The organism is Streptomyces sp. NPDC029292 (genome assembly GCF_055569295.1).
The window spans coordinates 119,364-135,829 of record NZ_JBVHXR010000008.1; the positions used below are offsets into that span (position 1 = coordinate 119,364).

General features: G+C 70.9%; 14 protein-coding genes. 6 read left to right on the forward strand and 8 right to left on the reverse strand.

The window, feature by feature from the left end:
- Nucleotides 1-35: 35 nt before the first annotated feature.
- On the forward strand, nucleotides 36-1,355 hold the full coding sequence (locus ACZ4WS_RS19315; protein ID WP_467981879.1) for a radical SAM protein: 1,320 nt from the start codon (nucleotides 36-38) through the stop codon (nucleotides 1,353-1,355).
- Between the two features lie 499 nt (nucleotides 1,356-1,854).
- Nucleotides 1,855-3,351, forward strand: coding sequence for a cellulose binding domain-containing protein (locus ACZ4WS_RS19320; RefSeq protein ID WP_467981881.1), 1,497 nt, complete (start codon nucleotides 1,855-1,857; stop codon nucleotides 3,349-3,351).
- Here the strand turns inward: ACZ4WS_RS19320 and ACZ4WS_RS19325 are convergent.
- The 4 genes from ACZ4WS_RS19325 to ACZ4WS_RS19340 form a co-directional block, all read right to left on the reverse strand.
- On the reverse strand, nucleotides 3,314-3,649 hold the full coding sequence (locus ACZ4WS_RS19325; RefSeq protein ID WP_467981883.1) for a hypothetical protein: 336 nt from the start codon (nucleotides 3,647-3,649) through the stop codon (nucleotides 3,314-3,316). The genes ACZ4WS_RS19320 and ACZ4WS_RS19325 overlap by 38 nt on opposite strands.
- 18 nt (nucleotides 3,650-3,667) lie before the next feature.
- Complete coding sequence (locus tag ACZ4WS_RS19330; protein ID WP_467981885.1) at nucleotides 3,668-4,669, reverse strand: ABC transporter substrate-binding protein; 1,002 nt, start codon at nucleotides 4,667-4,669, stop codon at nucleotides 3,668-3,670.
- A 93-nt stretch (nucleotides 4,670-4,762) separates the two neighbouring features.
- Nucleotides 4,763-5,824: an ABC transporter permease gene (locus ACZ4WS_RS19335; protein ID WP_467981886.1), complete on the reverse strand. Its 1,062-nt coding sequence runs from the start codon at nucleotides 5,822-5,824 to the stop codon at nucleotides 4,763-4,765.
- Nucleotides 5,821-6,603: an ATP-binding cassette domain-containing protein gene (locus ACZ4WS_RS19340; RefSeq protein WP_467982244.1), complete on the reverse strand. Its 783-nt coding sequence runs from the start codon at nucleotides 6,601-6,603 to the stop codon at nucleotides 5,821-5,823. Before ACZ4WS_RS19340 ends, ACZ4WS_RS19335 begins: the two co-directional genes overlap by 4 nt.
- Nucleotides 6,604-6,810: 207 nt before the next feature.
- Here ACZ4WS_RS19340 and ACZ4WS_RS19345 point away from each other — a divergent pair, with 207 nt between their 5' ends.
- The 3 genes from ACZ4WS_RS19345 to ACZ4WS_RS19355 all read left to right on the forward strand — a co-directional run bounded on the left by ACZ4WS_RS19345 (nucleotide 6,811) and on the right by ACZ4WS_RS19355 (nucleotide 10,885).
- Nucleotides 6,811-7,809, forward strand: a complete 999-nt coding sequence (locus ACZ4WS_RS19345; protein ID WP_467981888.1) for a LacI family DNA-binding transcriptional regulator — start codon at nucleotides 6,811-6,813, stop codon at nucleotides 7,807-7,809.
- Nucleotides 7,810-8,104: 295 nt separating this feature from the next.
- Nucleotides 8,105-9,205 (forward strand): ribosome small subunit-dependent GTPase A, encoded by a 1,101-nt coding sequence (gene rsgA, locus ACZ4WS_RS19350; RefSeq protein WP_467981890.1) that lies wholly within the window; start codon nucleotides 8,105-8,107, stop codon nucleotides 9,203-9,205.
- Between the two features lie 231 nt (nucleotides 9,206-9,436).
- The gene (locus tag ACZ4WS_RS19355; RefSeq protein WP_467982246.1) at nucleotides 9,437-10,885 is read left to right on the forward strand and encodes a DNA-3-methyladenine glycosylase 2 family protein; all 1,449 of its coding nucleotides are present in this window, start codon (nucleotides 9,437-9,439) and stop codon (nucleotides 10,883-10,885) included.
- On the opposite strand, the gene ACZ4WS_RS19360 is transcribed toward ACZ4WS_RS19355, so the two are convergent.
- Together ACZ4WS_RS19360 and ACZ4WS_RS19365 are read right to left on the reverse strand one after the other, a co-directional pair.
- On the reverse strand, nucleotides 10,882-11,622 hold the full coding sequence (locus ACZ4WS_RS19360) for a Type 1 glutamine amidotransferase-like domain-containing protein (protein WP_467981891.1): 741 nt from the start codon (nucleotides 11,620-11,622) through the stop codon (nucleotides 10,882-10,884). The genes ACZ4WS_RS19355 and ACZ4WS_RS19360 overlap by 4 nt on opposite strands.
- Nucleotides 11,623-11,703: 81 nt before the next feature.
- On the reverse strand, nucleotides 11,704-12,072 hold the full coding sequence (locus ACZ4WS_RS19365) for a PPOX class F420-dependent oxidoreductase (protein WP_467981893.1): 369 nt from the start codon (nucleotides 12,070-12,072) through the stop codon (nucleotides 11,704-11,706).
- A 141-nt stretch (nucleotides 12,073-12,213) separates the two neighbouring features.
- Here ACZ4WS_RS19365 and ACZ4WS_RS19370 point away from each other — a divergent pair, with 141 nt between their 5' ends.
- Complete coding sequence (locus ACZ4WS_RS19370; RefSeq protein WP_467981896.1) at nucleotides 12,214-13,452, forward strand: SGNH/GDSL hydrolase family protein; 1,239 nt, start codon at nucleotides 12,214-12,216, stop codon at nucleotides 13,450-13,452.
- Between the two features lie 30 nt (nucleotides 13,453-13,482).
- Here ACZ4WS_RS19370 and ACZ4WS_RS19375 read toward each other — a convergent pair whose 3' ends face one another.
- Complete coding sequence (locus tag ACZ4WS_RS19375; protein WP_467981898.1) at nucleotides 13,483-15,798, reverse strand: glycosyl hydrolase family 95 catalytic domain-containing protein; 2,316 nt, start codon at nucleotides 15,796-15,798, stop codon at nucleotides 13,483-13,485.
- A 161-nt stretch (nucleotides 15,799-15,959) separates the two neighbouring features.
- Nucleotides 15,960-16,442 (reverse strand): DUF456 domain-containing protein, encoded by a 483-nt coding sequence (locus ACZ4WS_RS19380; RefSeq protein WP_467981901.1) that lies wholly within the window; start codon nucleotides 16,440-16,442, stop codon nucleotides 15,960-15,962.
- Nucleotides 16,443-16,466 lie beyond the last annotated feature (24 nt).

The window sequence follows — 16,466 nt, forward strand, 5'->3', positions numbered from 1 at the left end:
GTCACCGGACGCGAGCCGGGAGCGAGGAGAACGGGATGGGCAGCCGCACCGCGCTGGTCGAGGATCTGATGGAGCGGTTTCCGCACGTGCCGCGCGAAGCGGTCTTCAAGGAGGACCTGCTCCGTGGGGGAGTGGCCTTCGACGATTCGGCGCTCTCCGACAACGAGGACGGGGACGTCAAGCCGAAGTCGTACTTCATCTTCTCCTTCGACCACGGCACCCTGCCCGAGCTGGGCGAGGCGGCGCTGCGGCGACCGCCCGAGGAGATCATCCTCACGGGCGGCCCGTACGACCTGCGGCGGACCGTGGTGTCCGTGCGCGTGAATCCGGCCTCGCCGTACCGGGTGGCGGCGGACCCGGACGGGATGCTCGGGCTCTACCTCGACGGGAAGCGGATCTCGGACGTCGGGGTGCCGCCGATGCCCGAGTACTACCGGCACACCCTCTCCAACGGGAAGTCCGTGATGGAGGTGGCCCCGACGATCCAGTGGGGGTATCTCATCTACCTCACCGTCTTCCGCGTCTGCCAGTACTTCGGCGCCAAGGAGGAGTGCCAGTACTGCGACATCAACCACAACTGGCGCCAGCACAAGGCGGCCGGACGCCCGTACACCGGCGTCAAGGACGTCGAAGAGGTCCTCGAAGCGCTGGAGATCATCGACCGGTACGACACCGCGAAGGCGTCCACCGCGTACACCCTCACCGGTGGTGCGATCACCTCGAAGCTGCAGGGGCGCGACGAGGCCGACTTCTACGGGCACTACGCCAAGGCCATCGAGGAGCGCTTCCCGGGGCGTTGGATCGGCAAGGTCGTCGCGCAGGCGCTGCCCCGGGACGACGTGCAGCGCTTCAAGGACTACGGGGTGCAGATCTACCACCCCAACTATGAGGTGTGGGACCGGCGGCTCTTCGAGCTGTACTGCCCCGGCAAGGAGCGCTACGTCGGCCGCGACGAGTGGCACAAGCGCATCCTCGACTCGGCGGAGATCTTCGGCCCCCGCAATGTCATCCCCAACTTCGTGGCGGGCGTGGAGATGGCCGAGCCCTTCGGCTTCACGACGGTCGACGAGGCCATCGCGTCGACGACCGAGGGCCTGCGCTTCTTCATGTCGCACGGCATCACGCCCCGCTTCACCACCTGGTGCCCGGAGCCGACCACCCCGCTCGGCAAGGCCAACCCGCAGGGCGCGCCGCTGGAGTACCACATCCGCCTCCTGGAGGCCTACCGCTCCACGATGGAGGACTTCGGCCTCTCCTCGCCGCCCGGATACGGCGAGCCCGGCCCCGGGCGAGCGGTGTTCTCCGTCAGCTCCTTCATGGACAGTCTTCCGGCGGAAGAAGGCACCCGGGTGTAATCCGCGCCGCCGGACATTGAGGGGTGTCACCCCGGGCAGGGAGTCGTCCCGGATGCCGATCCCGTGGTGCCGGCCCGCATCCTGGCCACCGACCCGCGGGCGGGTCGGTGGCGCCCGCCACGGCACCGGCCGCCCACCCGCCGCCGGGTCGTGGACACCACCGCGCTCGCCGGACGGCGGCATCGAGAGTCCCGTCAATGTCGACGGGAATCGAGACGTCCCGGCCTTCCTTGCGTACAACACTCGGGACGCCGGCGACTGGGCGACCTGCAAGGCCGAAGCACATCGCAGCGCATGGCATCGCATGGCATGCATCGCACCGCACAAGCGGTGCGATGCAACCGCTTGCCGCATCATTTGAATACGTCGCTTGTCAGTTGTGTGGGAACCGTGAAAGGCTCGGGCACCGTCGTGAGACGGGTCCCCAACTCCCTTGTGTCGATGCCGAGTTGGGAATTGCATGACTTCGCACATGAAAGCAGCGGATGCAGGAGCCCCCATGCCCGACCTGCCGACCCCCCAGGACGCCGCCGAGGCCGCGCTGTTCTCGGAGTGCTGGGACGCGGTCCTGTCGTACGCCGATCTGTGCACGTCCGGCTCCGCCGGGGCCACCCAGCTGGCCACCGAGGCGTTCACGCACGGCATTCGTGAGGCGCGCGCCGTCGATGCGGGAACGAGGAGCACCGGACGCAGGACACTCCGGTTGCCCCGAATTCCCTTGCTGCTGACGTCGGTTCGGACCACGGCCGCCGTCTGGGAGGCGCACGGGCAGGGCCACCGCCTCGACCCCGACCTCAGGCTGTGGCTCAACTCCGAGAAGGCCGCCCGCTACACCGGGCCGCCGCTGCACCGCCCGCTGGCGCTGCGCGGCCTCAGGGACATGCAGGAACCGGACGCGGCGCTGCTGTGGCTGGCCGAGGTCGAGGCGCTGCCGTTGCCCGCGGTGGCCCGGCGGCTCGGCCTCGACCCGGCGGCCGCCAGCGAGGAACTCGCCCAGGTGCGGGCGCTGTTCAGGGACCGGTGCCATCGCAATCACCTCGACACACCGATGGACGCCAACTGCCGCAGCTACGCCCGGCTGCTCGACGCGGTCACCCGCTCGCCCGGCGCAGAGACGCCCGAGGACCTCTCGCGGCATCTCGCCCGCTGCGTGGAGTGCTCGGAGGCGGCCGCCTGTCTGCGGCTGCACGGCGGCGGGCTGCCCGCGGCGCTCGCGGGCGGGGTGATCGGCTGGGGCGGCCTCGCGTATCTGGAGCGCCGGCGCCGGGCCGCCGAGGCCGGCCTGGCGGGCGGCCGTACCGACGCGACCGTGGACACCGGCATCGCCGAGGGCAAGGTGGCCGGGCCCCGCATAGGCCGCACGGGTTTACTGGTCGCGGCGGTCATCGTGTCGGCGCTCGCCCTCGCGGTCTCGCTGATGCCCTTCGGCGGTTCCACGGACGGAGGAGCCTCCGCGCGCGGCGACTCGGCGGACCGGCAGCCGGTGGCCGACCCGGCCCCGTCGTCCCCCTCGGCCACCACCCGCCCCGCGGGCTCGCTGGTCTCGCCCCCCGACCCGTCGGAGTCGGCGAACGGCGACACCACGAACCCCGACACCACGAACCCCGACACCGAACCCCAGGGCACGTCCTCGTCCCCGGCCCACACGGGCGACAGCTCGGCGAGCCCCACGAAGAGCGGGTCCTGCGAGGTCAAGTACGAGATCGTCAATCAGTGGCCGGACGGCTTCCAGGCCACCGTCACCGTCACCTCCGCCAAGGCCCTCGCCACCTGGGACGTCGCCTGGACCTTCGACGACGGCCAGCGCGTCAGCCAGATGTGGGACGGCACCTTCGTCCAGCACGACTCCCGGGTGACCACCACCGCCGCCGACTACAACAAGACCGTCCAGGCCGGCGGCTCCTTCGCCGTCGGCTTCCTCGCCTCCTGGCACGACAAGAACACATCGCCGGACAACTTCACACTGAACGGCGGGAGTTGCGCGACGGCCGGCTGACGACGCCGGTGCGCACCACCGACCTGTCGGGAGTCTCCGGCATGCCGACGGCCAGCAGCCCACCGAAGGCGCCGCGGCCCGCGTCGCCGTCCCGCGCCCGGCGCAGCGCCGTGAGCGTCGGAATGTACGAGGAGACGACCCGGTCCGGCACCGACGAGGCCTCGGCCTGCCCCGCCGTACCCGGTGGGTCATCGCCTTGACCGAGGTGACCGACATGAAAGTGGTCAAGTCCTGCCCGTGACGACGGCTCCGGGCACACCGGGTGGACCCGCCGGATGAGCGGAAGAGCGGGGTCCACCCGGTCGCTGTGCGCCGGTCAGCAGCCCGACTTGTAGAAGTACTTGCTGATCGCGGGTTCGTTCATGTTGGCCTTGGTGATGGCGACCATGTTGGTGCCGACCGACTTGCTGACGGCCTTGCCCTCGAAGGCGGCGGCGAGCTGGTCGACGGCCTCCTTGCCGATCGCCGCCGGATCCTGGGCGACCAGGACCTGCAGGGTGCCCGCCTTGAGCGCGGCGATCTCGTCGGGTTCGGCGTCGAAGGCGGCGACCTTCACGGTGCCCTGCTTGCCGGCCTGCTTGAGGCCGGTGGCGATGCCCTGGCCGGTGTTGGTGTTGCCCGCGAAGACGCCTCCCAGGTCGGGGTGGGCCGCCAGCGTCGACTGGATCTGGGAGGCCGCGGTGGCCGGCAGGTCGTTGTCGTAGAGGGTGGGCAGCAGCTTGATCTTCGGATACTTGGCCATCTCCTCGGTGAAGCCCTTGATCCGGGCGTCGGTGGTGGAGACGCCGGGCTTGACGCTGATCACGATGGCCGAGCCCTTCTCGTTCATCAGCTTGGCGAGCGCGTCGGCGGCCACCCGTCCGCCCTTCTCGTTGTCGGACGAGATGCGGGTGATGCCGATCGACGAGTCGCTGACCGTGGTGTCCACGAGCGCGACCTTGGTTCCGGACGACTGGATCTGCTTGAGCGAAGGGGTGAGCGCGCTGGTGTCGACCGGCGAGATCATCAGCCCGTCGGGCCGGGCCGCCGCGACGGAGTCGAGAAGGGGGCGCTGGACCGACACGTCCCACTGCGCGGAACCGTCGGCGGTGAAGTCCATGCCCTTGGCCTTGGCCTCGGTCTGCGCGGCGCACTTCATGGTGATGTAGAAGGGATCGCTCTTCACACCGGTGATCAGCCTGACTTTCTTGCCGGCGGCGCCGCCCGCCGACCCCGAACTTCCGCTGTCGCTCGACGAGCTGCATGCGGCGGCGCCGGCGAGGGCCAGCACGGCACCTGCGGCGACCAGGACCCTGCGCTTGCTGCGAATGCTCGGCATAACGGTGTTCTCCTTAGCGTGGGCTTGCTGTTTCGGCACACGTGGGGTGTTGAGGCGGATGGAGGTGGTCATGCGTTGCGGCGGACGGGGTGGTCATGCGCGCTCTCGGGTCCTCCTGCGCATCTGGTCGATGTAGACGGCCGCGACCAGCACGACGCCCACCGCGACGTCCTGCCAGTACTGCTGGACGCCGATGACGATCAGTCCGGTCGTGAGCACCGCGGGGATGAACACGCCGATGACGGTGCCCAGCACCGATCCGCGCCCACCGAACAGGCTGGTACCGCCGAGGACCACGGCGGTGATCACCTTCAGGTTGTCGGTGGAGTGTCCGGCGATGGATGTCGTGCCGTACGAGGCCAGCCACATCACCGCGCCCAGTCCGGCCAGCAGGCCCATCAGCCCGTACACCTTGATCAGGTGCCGCCCCACCGGGATGCCCGCGCGCCGTACGGCGGTCGGGTTGGATCCGATCGCCAGGGTGTAGTTGCCGAACTTCGTACCGCCGAGCAGCGCGCCGAACAGGGCGGTGACCACCGCGGCGAGGATCACCATCCACGGGATGCCGAGCACCTTGCCGAAGCCGAGGCTGTTCTGCAGGTGGGCGGCGGCCGCACCGGCCGGATCCTGGCCGCCGGTGGCGAGTTCGGCCAGCCCCAGCGCCGCGCCCAGGCCGCCGAGCGTCACGATCAGCGGGGGCACCTTCCCGGTCGCCACCACCGCTCCCTGCAACGCGCCCCACGCGGTGCCGACGGCAAGAGCGATGAGGACACAGACCGCCACCGTGCCCCAGCCGGCGGTGGGCCCGCCGTGGTGGATGTTGTATTCGCCCGCGGCCACCGCGGCCAGGACCAGGACCGAGCCGATCGACAGGTCGATGCCCGCGGTGATGATCACGTACGTCATGCCGACGCCGAGAACCAGGTAGATGGCCGCGTTGACGGCGATCTGCGTGAGGTCGTACGTGGTGAAGAACTTGCCGGGAGCGGCGATGGTGAAGAACGCGACCAGCGCCGCGAGGATCACGAAAGTCCACAGTTCACTGATCGAGGCCGCCCGCCGCAGCCATGTGGGTACGGCGATCCCTCCACTGGCGGACCGGGGCGGATCCTGCACCGGTGCGGCCGGCTGGGTTTCCTGGCTGTCGGCGGTCATCGCCCGTCCTCCGATTCCGTCGCACCGGCCGGGCCGAGGGCTCCGTTCGTCGGCGCGGCGCCGTCCAGCGATCCGGTCATGGCCCCGACGAGTTCCTCGATCGTGGTGTCGGCCGCGGTGAACGAGGCGACCCGTCGACCCAGCCGCAGCACCTCGACCCGGTCCGCCACCGACAGCACCTCGGGCATGTTGTGGCTGATCAGCACCACGCAGATGCCCTGGTCGGCGACCCTTCGCACGGTCTCCAGGACGCGGGCGCGCTGCACGACACCCAGAGCGGCGGTCGGCTCGTCCATGAAGATGACCTTGTTGGCGAACGCGACCGCGCGAGCCACGGCCACGGACTGACGCTGCCCTCCCGACAACGTTGTCACAGCTGCCGTCACGTCCTTGAGTTCGACGCCGAGTTCGGCGAACGCCTTGACCGCCTGCCGTCGCATCGCGGGTCGGTCAAGGACGCCCAGGCGGCCGAGCAGGCCACCGCGCAGGAGCTCCCTGCCGAGGTACAGATTGGCCGCCGCATCCAGATCGGGTGCCAACGACAGATCCTGGTAGACGGTCTCAACGCCGCGGCGCTGCGCGTCCATTGGCCCGGCGAACCGAACCGGCACCCCTTCCAGGCGGACTTCGCCGCCGTCAGGGACGATCACGCCCGACAGTACGTTCACCAAAGTCGACTTGCCGGCGCCATTGTCACCGATCAGCGCTACGACCTCTCCGGGGTACGCCGTGAAATCGGCGCCCTGGAGCGCCTGGACGTGGCCGAAACGCTTGACCACGCCATGTGCCGTGAGAAGTGGTTCCCTTGCAGAGGCCATGTGGTGCCTTCTGGTTGGTATCGTTAACAGCTCGTCGATTCTGGGAGGCCCGTGGGTGGGCGTCAAGGGTCGGGTACGAACGGGAAGTTGTGCGGACACCGTCGGCACCACAATGCCGGTCGCACCGGATGAGATCTGGGAGGACGCGGCGTGGCCACGCGGCCCAGGATGAAAGACGTAGCCGCGGAAGCGGGCGTCAGCGTGATGACGGTGTCCCGGGTCGTCAACGGCGATGCGGGCGTGGCGCCACAGACCGCCGCGCGAGTCGAGGCCGCGGTCCGCAAGTTGGGCTACCAGCGCGACGACGTGGCCCGCCAACTGCGCCGCACCGATCAGTTGAGCCAGACCATCGGGCTGATGGTCGACAACGTCGCCGACCCCTTCATGGCCGCCGTCGCATCGGCCGCCGAGGACGTCGCCCGCCAGCGCGGCAGCATGGTGCTCATCGGCTCCAGCCGTGCCGACCTGCGCCGGGAACGGGAGGTCATCGCGGCCTTCACCGCTCGCCGCGTCGACGGGCTGATCCTCACCCCGGTCGTGGGCAGCCACCGCTTCCTGCGCTCGGCCCAGGAGCAAGGGACCAAGATCGTGTGCGTGGACAGGGCGGCACCCGGCCTGGATGCGGACGCCGTGGTGGTGGACAACTTCGGCGCGGTGAAGGAGGCCGTCCACCACCTGATCGCGCACGGCCACCGCCGCATCGGCTACGTCGGCGACAAGCAGGAGATCTGGACCTTCGGCGAACGCCACCGGGGTTATCTGGCAGCGCTGGAGGCCGAGGGCATCGACGCGGACCCGGCGATCGTCCGGCAGGGACTGAGGTCGGGCCCGGACGCCGCCCGGGCCGTCACCGAGATCCTCTCCTCGCCCGAGCCCCCCACGGCGGTACTGGCCGGCAATGAAGTCCTCGCGTTCGGGGCGCTGGCCGTCCTGCCCCCCGACATCGCGTTTCTCAGCTTCGACGACTTCGCCCTGGCCGCGCAGTTGACTCCGCCGGTCACCGTCATCGCCCAGGACCCGGTCGCGCTCGCGACGAGCGCCGCCCATCTCCTGTTCGCCCGCATCCACGGGGACACCTCCCCGTCCCGCACCGTCGTCATGCCCACCGAACTGATCCGGCGAGGGTCGGGGGAGATCCTGGGTCCCCATGCGCCGCACGGGCGTTGACCTGGAAGCAGGGCAAGGCGACGTGGGCGGGGGCGCGACAGGACGTGGGCGGGGGCGCGGTAATTCGGTGGCGCCTCGGTCCGGATGTCTTTATCTTGGGTGTCGTTCGCACGGCGGCGGTGGCCGCCGTTGTCGGCCGAGCGAGGAAAGGGAGGTGTGACCGTGATGGCTGTCTCTGTGATGGGCGCTGCCCGCATCCCGAAGTTCATCAAGTCCACCTCCGTGGCCGCCGGCTGACCTTCCTCTTCCTTCGCGCCTGAGCGCGTGCCGGGGCCGCCCTTGTGAAGGGTCTCCCTTGACTTCCAGCTCTGCCTCTTCTGTCTTTTCCGCGCTCGCTCCCTATGGCTGGGACGACGCATGGGCGGACGAGTTCGCCCCGTACGACTCCGAAGGGCTGATCGCCGGACGAGTGATCCGGGTCGACCGCGGTCAGTGCGACGTGGTCACCGCCGACGGGGTGATGCGCGCGGACACCGCGTTCGTCACGCCGCACGATCCGATGCGGGTCGTGTGCACCGGTGACTGGGTCGCCGTCGAACCCGCGGGCAACCCGCGCTACGTACGGACGTATCTGCCGCGCCGTACCGCCTTCGTACGCTCCACCTCCTCCAAGCGCTCCGAGGGGCAGATCCTCGCCGCCAACGTCGACTACGCGGTCGTGGCCGTGTCACTCGCCATGGAACTCGACCTCGGTCGCATCGAACGCTTCCTGGCCCTGGCCTGGGAGTCCGGCGCACAGCCCGTGGTCGTGCTGAGCAAGGCCGACCTGGTGCCCGACGCGGCGACGCTCGGGCATCTCGTCCAGGACGTGGAGACGGCGGCGCCGGGCGTGCCGGTGCTGCCGGTCAGCTCCACCAGCGGAGAGGGCCTCGATGTGCTGGAGGCCGTTCTCTCCGGTGGGACGAGCGTCCTGCTCGGGCAGTCCGGCGCGGGCAAGTCGACCCTCGCCAACGCGCTCCTCGGCGAGGACGTCATGGAGGTGCAGGCCGCTCGTGACGTGGACGGCAAGGGCCGCCACACCACGACGACCCGCAACCTCCTCGTCCTGCCGGGTGGAGGTGTCCTCATCGACACCCCGGGGCTGCGGGGCGTCGGCCTCTGGGACGCCGAGAGCGGTGTCGGCCAGGTCTTCTCCGAGATCGAGGAACTCGCCGCGGGGTGCCGATTCCAGGACTGCGCCCACGTTGTCGAGCCCGGGTGCGCCGTCCTTGCCGCCGTCGACTCCGGCACCCTGCCGGAACGCCGCCTCGACAGCTACCGCAAGCTCCTCCGCGAGAACGAGCGCATCGTCGCCAAGACGGACGCGCGGCTGCGGGCCGAGATCCTGCGGGGCTGGAAGCGGAAGGGGGCGGAGGGGAAGGCGGCGATGGAGGCGAAGCGGGGGCGTTGGCAGTAGGGTTTTCGCCCCCGCCGCCCCTACCCTCCCCCACTCTCGGCTTCGCTCGAGCGGGGGGGACCCCATCGTCCCCGGGGGCTGCCGCCCCCAGACCCCCGCTGTCGGCCTGAACGGCCTCGTCCTCAAACGCCGGAGGGGCTAAAACATTTCAGCCCCTCCGGCGTTTGCCTTCAACGCCATGTCCGTTTTCCGCCAGCCCCGCGGCGAGCGGCACCGCACACTGGAAGGGTGATTGACGAGGAGACCGGATACGAGGCGGTGCGGAGCCGGGACGCCCGGTTCGACGGGGAGTTCTTCTTCGCTGTGGAGACGACGGGGATCTACTGTCGGCCGAGCTGCCCGGCGGTGACGCCGAAGCGGCAGAACGTCCGGTACTACGCGACCGCGGCCGCCGCGCAGGGCTCGGGCTTCCGGGCCTGCCGCAGATGCCGCCCGGACGCCGTACCGGGGTCCGCGGAGTGGAACGTACGGGCCGATGTGGTGGGCCGGGCCATGCGCATGATCGGGGACGGCGTCGTCGACCGCGAGGGCGTCGGAGGTCTCGCGACGCGGCTCGGGTACAGCACCCGCCAGGTGCAGCGCCAGCTCACCGCGGAGGTCGGCGCGGGCCCCGTCGCCCTGGCCCGCGCCCAGCGCGCCCACACCGCGCGGGTGCTGCTCCAGACCACCGGCCTCCCGATCACGGAGATCGCGTTCGCGGCCGGGTTCGCCAGTGTGCGGCAGTTCAACGACACGATCCGCGCGGTCTACGCGTCGACGCCCAGCGAGCTGCGCGCGGCCGCCCCGCGCACCGGCACCCCAGCCCGGCGCACGGCCACCCCGACCGCCGGTATCCCGCTGCGCCTGGCCTACCGGGGGCCGTACCAGTCCACCGCCGTCTTCGACCTCCTCGCCGCCGAGGCTGTCGCCGGGATCGAGGAGGTCGGCGGCGCCCGCGGCCGCCGTACCTACCGGCGCACCCTCCGCCTTCCGTACGGCACCGGAATCGTCGCGGTGGACGAGCGTGCGGACGGGGGCACGGGCCGTCCCGCACCCACCGACGCCGCCCACCCCGGCGGCTGGCTCGACGCCCGCCTCCACCTCACCGACCTCCGCGATCTCACCACCGCCGTCCAGCGGCTGCGGCGGCTGTTCGACCTCGACGCCGATCCGTACGCCGTGGACGAGCGGCTGGGAGCCGACCCGATGCTGGGGCCCCTGGTGGCGGCACGTCCGGGGCTGCGGTCGCCGGGTGCCGCCGATCCGGACGAGCTGGCCGTGCGCGCGCTTGTGGGGGCGGCGGAGGCCGAGCGGCTGGTGCGGCGGTACGGGAAGGCGCTGGACGCCCCGTGCTCCACGCTCACCCATGTGTTCCCGGAACCGGCCGTCCTCGCGGAGGCCGAACCGGACGGCACCCTCGGTGCCCTGACGGCCGCCCTCGCCGACGGTGCTCTGCGGCTGGACGCGGGCGCCGACCGTGACGACGCGCAGGAGACGCTGCTGACACTGGCGGGCATGGACGAGCGGACCGCCGCCGTCATCCGCACCCGCGCCCTGGGCGATCCCGACGTGGCCCCGCCCGACGAGGACGTACCGGACGCCTGGCGGCCGTGGCGTTCCTACGCCGTGCAACACCTCAGGGTTGCAAAGGAGTTGGGACAAATTCTCCAAAGGCCCCCCGGGAGCCCGGAAGGTTCCTAGTCCCGCGGCGGCGGCAACAGGCGTGGCTCGACGCGCTCCTCGACGGCCGAGTCGCCCGCGCGGCGGACGACGTACGCGCCCTTCCCGGGTATCTCGGTGACGGCCTCCACGAGTCGGGTGCCGCGGTAGACCAGACCCACTCCGTCGTCGGTGCAGTGGGTGACGGGCAACGTGCCGTCGGCGACGAGCCGGTGCACCAGCGGGCGGCGGCCCTGGTCACTGTCGTAGTGGACGCCGTTGCCGTAGGGCAGATAGCCGAGTCCGTCGGTGAGCGGGCGCAGTTCGGGTCCGAAGGAGTCGGTGGTGCCGCCCTGGAACCAGCAGATCGACCCGGCGCTCACCCCGCTGAGGACGACCCCGGCTTCCCAGGCGCGCCGGAAGATCGCGTCGAGCCCGTGCACGCGCCACACGGCGAGCAGGTTCGCGGCCGAACCGCCCATGACCCACACGACGTCCTGTTCGAGCACCGATCCCTCGATGTCCTCGAGGTTGGGCATCGGGAAGAGGTGGAGCGGGGTCAGGTCGAAGCCCGCCACGCGCGCGGCCTCGCTCATACGGGTGGTGAAGTGCTCGGCGTCACCGATCGCCGTCCCGACGTACATGACACGGGGCCGGCGCCCCCGGACGCCCGACAGCTCGACCGCGTGATGCACGAGGGCGTCGAAGGTCAGCCTGGTGCGGTCTCCGAGGCGGTGACCACCCGAGGTGGCCAGGATGGTGGGCTCGGCGGCGGTCATGGTCGGTGACCTTACCAAGCCGTCCAGGGCGCGCGATCTTCAATGTCCCCTGTCTTCACGGGTGTTGATCGGCGAGGTGCCTCAGTCCTCCAGCCCCCAGCTGTGGATCCGCTTCGGGTGGATCCGGATCAGCTCCTCGCTGAAGTGCGGCCCCAACTCGTGTGGCCCGGTGAGGAGTTCGGCCTCGCCGCGGATGTCGATGCCGCGTACCTTCCACGGCTGGAAGCTGACGATGTCGTCGACGACCAGGGCGACCTTCGGGTTCTTCTGCAGGTTGCGCCACTTCTTGGTGGTCCCCATGGCGTAGCCGCCGATCAGGATCGTCCCGTCGTCCTGCGGGAAGAACCCGACCGGGTTCGCCTGCGGCTGCCCGTGGGCGTCGACGCTGGCCAGCCTCCCCAGCGGCTGCGATGTGAGGTACGCGCGCTCTGCCTCGCTGAATTGGGTCATGACAGCAGCCAAACACGCGCGTGCGGGCCGCGCATCGGGTCGTGGCCCTAGGACCAGGGATGTATGAGGGACGTACTACGGGTGCGGCCAATGGTGTGACAGTGCGTTGAGGGGGCCGATGGCCAGGGAAACCATGCCCCCATGACCCGCGCGATCAAGGTCCGGCACCTCCTCGCCACCCTGGTGACAGCCCTGACGCTCGCCCCGCCGGCCGTGAGCGCCGACGCGGGGCCCGCTCCCGCCGCCCATCGCACGCCCCGCCGGACCTGGACCGGCACCTGGGAAGCCGCCGCCTCCGGCACCGCCCCCGCACTGCCCGGCGCCTCGATCCGCAACGTCGTGCACACCAGCGTCGGCGGCACCGCCGCCCGTGTCCGGATTTCCAACCGGCTCGGCACGGCACCGCTCCAACTCGCTGCCGTCACCGTCGCGTTGCAGCGTCCGGGCGCGCCCGGGAGCCCGGACGCCGTCCCGGGATCCCTGCGCACCGCCACCTTCGCCGGCGCCCGATCGGTGACGATCCCCGTGGGCAGAGACGTGGTCACCGACCCCGTCGCCCTCCCGGTCCCCGCCGACGCCAACCTCCTGATCTCGGTCCACACCCCCGCCGACTCGGGGCCGGCGACGTACCACCGCTCCGCCCTCCAGGCCAACTTCCTGGCCCGCGGGGGCAATCGGACCGCCGACGAGAGCGGCGCCGCCTACACCGCCGCCCTCGGCAACTGGTACTACGTGACCGGAGTCGACGTGCTCGGCCCGTCCGAGGCGGGCAGCGTGGTCGCGCTCGGCGACTCCATCACCGATGGCTCCGGCTCGACGTTCGGCGCCAACCACCGCTGGCCCGACCGGCTCGCCGACCGCCTGCGGCACCTCCCGCCGCACCGCAGAGCCGGCGTCCTCAACGCGGGGATCGCCGGAAACCGCGTCCTGTTCGACGGCCGCGGCCCCAGCGCCCTGTCCCGGCTCGACGCCGACGTCCTCTCCCGCACCGGCGTACGCGCGGTGATCTTCCTGGAGGGCATCAACGACATCAAGGGCACGCCGGAACAGACGAACCCCCGCGCCTTGGAGGACGCCTACCGGCGCATCGTGCGCCGCGCCCACGCCCATGGCCTTCGCGTCATCGGCGCCACGATCACCCCGTACGGCGGCCACAGCGCGTACACGGAGAAGCGCGAGGAGGTGCGCCGAGCGGTCAACGCGGCCATCCGCGCAGGCGGGCTGTTCGACGCGGTCGCGGACTTCGACGCCGCCGTCCGCGACCCGTCCCACCCGAACCGGATCCTGCCCGCCTACGACCCGGGCGACCACCTCCACTTCAACGACGCGGGCATGAGGGCGATGGCCGACACGATCGACCTGACCGCCCTCGCTCCCTAGCGTCTGGCTTTGGAAGGGCCTGTCTTTGGATCAGGCCGCCCCCGGCAGTCCCCACCTTGGTGCTGCCTCGTTCGGCGCGACCGGCGCGACGGTGAGGTCCGGCCGGTCACCCTTCGCCGTGATCAGCGCCGACTCGCCCTTGCGCAGGGCCACTTGGACCGCGCCGTCGCCCACCTCCTCGTACAGCAGCGGCCGTCCCCGTCCGTCCCGTACCTCGATCGCGCCCGCGATGCCATGCCGTACGACGCAGGGGGCGCCCGCCTCGCTGACCAGCCGGACCCAGCGGGTCGCCCCGCCCTCGCGTACCGCGCTCAGCAGAAAGGCGCCCTGCGTACGGAAGTTGTGGATCACCAGGTCCGCCCAGGCCGCGGGCAGGGCCGGGAAGACCCGGATGGTGCCGCCCCACGACTGGCAGACCATGTCGTGCAGGGACTGGGCGGCCGAGAGCGGGGTCTCGATGACCGGGCCCGACTCCTTGTACATGGTGTTGGCCTGGATGAAGCGGGTCATCAGCTCGCCGAGATACTTCAGTGCGTCCTCGCCCTTGCCGAGCAGCGCGGACATCGACGCGGCGCCGGTGAAGGTGTAGCCCTGGAGCGCGCCCTCGAAGCCGACCCAGTGCGCCAACGACGTCTCGATCAGGGCCCGTTCGTCGGAGGTGCGGCCGGTCAGCTCGTACAGCGGGTACACGGCGAGCAGGTGTGAGTAGTGGCGGTGCGACTTCGCGAAGGGGATGTCCGCGCCGATCATGAAACCGTTGGCGTCGGTCGGATACGCCACCCGCCTGGCGAGCACCTCGCGCCAGCGTGGCGCCAACTCGTCGTCGATGCCGAGGAGTTCGGCCGACTCCAGAAGGGTGCGGCAGCCCCATGTCAGCAGCATCAGGTCGTAGTTGCAGTCGCGCGAGTTGCCGCCGTACTCGGGGGAGAAGGTGGCGGGAAGGTGCAGCCTGCCGTCGGTGCCCGGCTCCAGGAAGTGCAGGTAGTAGTTGATCGCCTTGCGGAGCAGGGGGAACAGGACGTCCCGGAGGATCGACTCCTCCATGGTGTGGCGGTAGCTGAGCCAGACGTTGTGCAGGGCCCACGTGAGGTTGCCGACCTCGGGAGTCGGCGGGTCCTGGCCCGGGATGCCGACGCCGTAGCCGGTGAGGGTGCCCGCCGCGCCGTTGACCAGCTGCGGGTCCGTGGTGCGCGGGATGCCGAGCGAGTCGCCGCGGTACTGGGTGGCGACCTCTTTGGAGAGGTTGTCCCGGAACTCGCTCAAAGCCCTGGTCACCGCGTCGAGTTCGAGGTGGTTCGCGCCGTGGATCAGCCAGTACTCCAGCTGCACGTTGAGGTTCCACCATGTGTTCGGCCACGGCGTGGACTCCAGCCAGGGCCCGCTCGTCGCCATCACGGGCGCGTCGCGCCGGGCGGCGGACGCCGTCTTGTAGAGCTGGATCCAGTAGAAGCGCTGGATGCGCGCGTCGGGGAGGGAGAGGAAGCTCTTGCGGTAGTAGGCCTGCCACCAGGCGCGATGCGCCACGGCCAGTGCGGAGTACGGGAGTTGGGCGGCGTCCAGGACAGCCTTCAGCGCGCGGTCGAGGGCCGTGGCCTTCGGGTACGAGTGCGCCACGTGTGCGTACAGCGTCCGCGTCGTGCCCCGTGTCCGCTCCCGCCACGCGGTCACGTGCTGCCCGCCCGACAGCAGCGGCTGTACGGCGGCCCAGGTGCCGTCGTGCTCGCCGACCTCAGCGGGCGGGTTGCCCTGGTAGCCGTCCGGCAGCGGCTTGAACGCGGCGCGCGGGCTGATCGCGTCCGCCGGATGGAACACCCACCGGAAGTCGCGTTCGCCCTCGCTCGGTGTCACCTCCACGGCGAGGACCGAGCGGGAGGTATGCACCAGGGCGCGCAGCGTGAGCGTGCCCCGGTCCGTGGTGAGCGTGCCGCTCAGCTCGGCGTCGCGCAGCCCGAGCCGCCAGTCCAGTCCCGTGATCGTGCCCACCGGCTCCAGCGTGAAGTACCCGATGGGCAGGCGGGCGAGCCCGAAGAGCGAGCCGAACTCGGGGCGGTGGTCCTGCACCTCGGAGTGCTGCACGTTGAAGCGCACGGCGCGCGTCTCGGCTCCGGGCTCCGCGTAGATCCCGGAGCCGAGGAAGCCGTTGCCGAGGTACGGGCCCTCGTACCAGGTCTTCGGCATCCGCTGCCAGAGCAGGTCGGCGTCGTCGAGGACCGCCTTCCAGGGATCGGCCGGGGGCGCGGCCTCCCGGCCCGCCGCCCCGGCCTGCGTGGGCAGGCCCCCGGCGAGCAGCGCCCCTCCCAGGGCGGATCCGGTGGCGAGCACGGTACGTCTTGACGGGCTGGGCATCGCGCCTCCTGGCGGCTCATACGGCAACGTACGCACGGTGATTCATCGGAGCTATCCCAGATCGCAACCTAGGGATGGTGCGGTGAGTGGTCAATGGTCGGGGAGAGATCCGATGTGTTGATGCGTACGTGAATGACGGCCGTCTCACTGGACGGGAGGCCTCAGCGCCAGATCACCGCACCCAGCCACGCCCCCATGATCAGCAGACAGGCGAACAGCTCCGTGAGCACGCTCCACCCGCCCGACCGCATCGCGGTCCGCACGGCGGCCACCGCGTGCCCGTGTCCCCCGAGCCGCAGCCGTTCGGAGAGGTAGATCCCGCCGAGGAAGCCGGGTATCGCGCCGAGCACCGGCACCAGAACGAAGCCGAGGAGCGCCCCGGCCCCGGCGTACACCGCCATTCGGGTGGTGGCCCCGCCGGCGCGCAGTCGTCGGGGAGGCAGCATCCAGCGGACCGCCTGGGACAGCAGCAGGACCACGGTCGCGCCCACGAGGACGGCCCAGGAGAGCGCCTGCGGGTCGCTCAGCGCCCACCACAGGACCGCGGCCCAGACGAGCCACGACCCCGGGACGCCGGGCACCAGTACTCCGGACAGGCCGAGCAGGATCACCACGCCGACCAGCAGGAGTTCCCACACTCCCATCTGCCCAGGGTGCCGGAGCGGGCG

Bases quoted from the DNA above. Each gene is read 5' to 3' on its own strand.
- ACZ4WS_RS19315 (WP_467981879.1), top strand. From the start codon at position 36: ATGGGCAGCCGCACCGCGCTGGTCGAGGATCTGATGGAGCGGTTTCCG.
- ACZ4WS_RS19320 (WP_467981881.1), top strand. From the start codon at position 1,855: ATGCCCGACCTGCCGACCCCCCAGGACGCCGCCGAGGCCGCGCTGTTC.
- ACZ4WS_RS19330 (WP_467981885.1), bottom strand. From the start codon at position 4,669: ATGCCGAGCATTCGCAGCAAGCGCAGGGTCCTGGTCGCCGCAGGTGCC.
- ACZ4WS_RS19335 (WP_467981886.1), bottom strand. From the start codon at position 5,824: ATGACCGCCGACAGCCAGGAAACCCAGCCGGCCGCACCGGTGCAGGAT.
- ACZ4WS_RS19345 (WP_467981888.1), top strand. From the start codon at position 6,811: ATGAAAGACGTAGCCGCGGAAGCGGGCGTCAGCGTGATGACGGTGTCC.
- ACZ4WS_RS19360 (WP_467981891.1), bottom strand. From the start codon at position 11,622: ATGACCGCCGCCGAGCCCACCATCCTGGCCACCTCGGGTGGTCACCGC.
- ACZ4WS_RS19365 (WP_467981893.1), bottom strand. From the start codon at position 12,072: ATGACCCAATTCAGCGAGGCAGAGCGCGCGTACCTCACATCGCAGCCG.
- ACZ4WS_RS19370 (WP_467981896.1), top strand. From the start codon at position 12,214: ATGACCCGCGCGATCAAGGTCCGGCACCTCCTCGCCACCCTGGTGACA.
- ACZ4WS_RS19375 (WP_467981898.1), bottom strand. From the start codon at position 15,798: ATGCCCAGCCCGTCAAGACGTACCGTGCTCGCCACCGGATCCGCCCTG.
- ACZ4WS_RS19380 (WP_467981901.1), bottom strand. From the start codon at position 16,442: ATGGGAGTGTGGGAACTCCTGCTGGTCGGCGTGGTGATCCTGCTCGGC.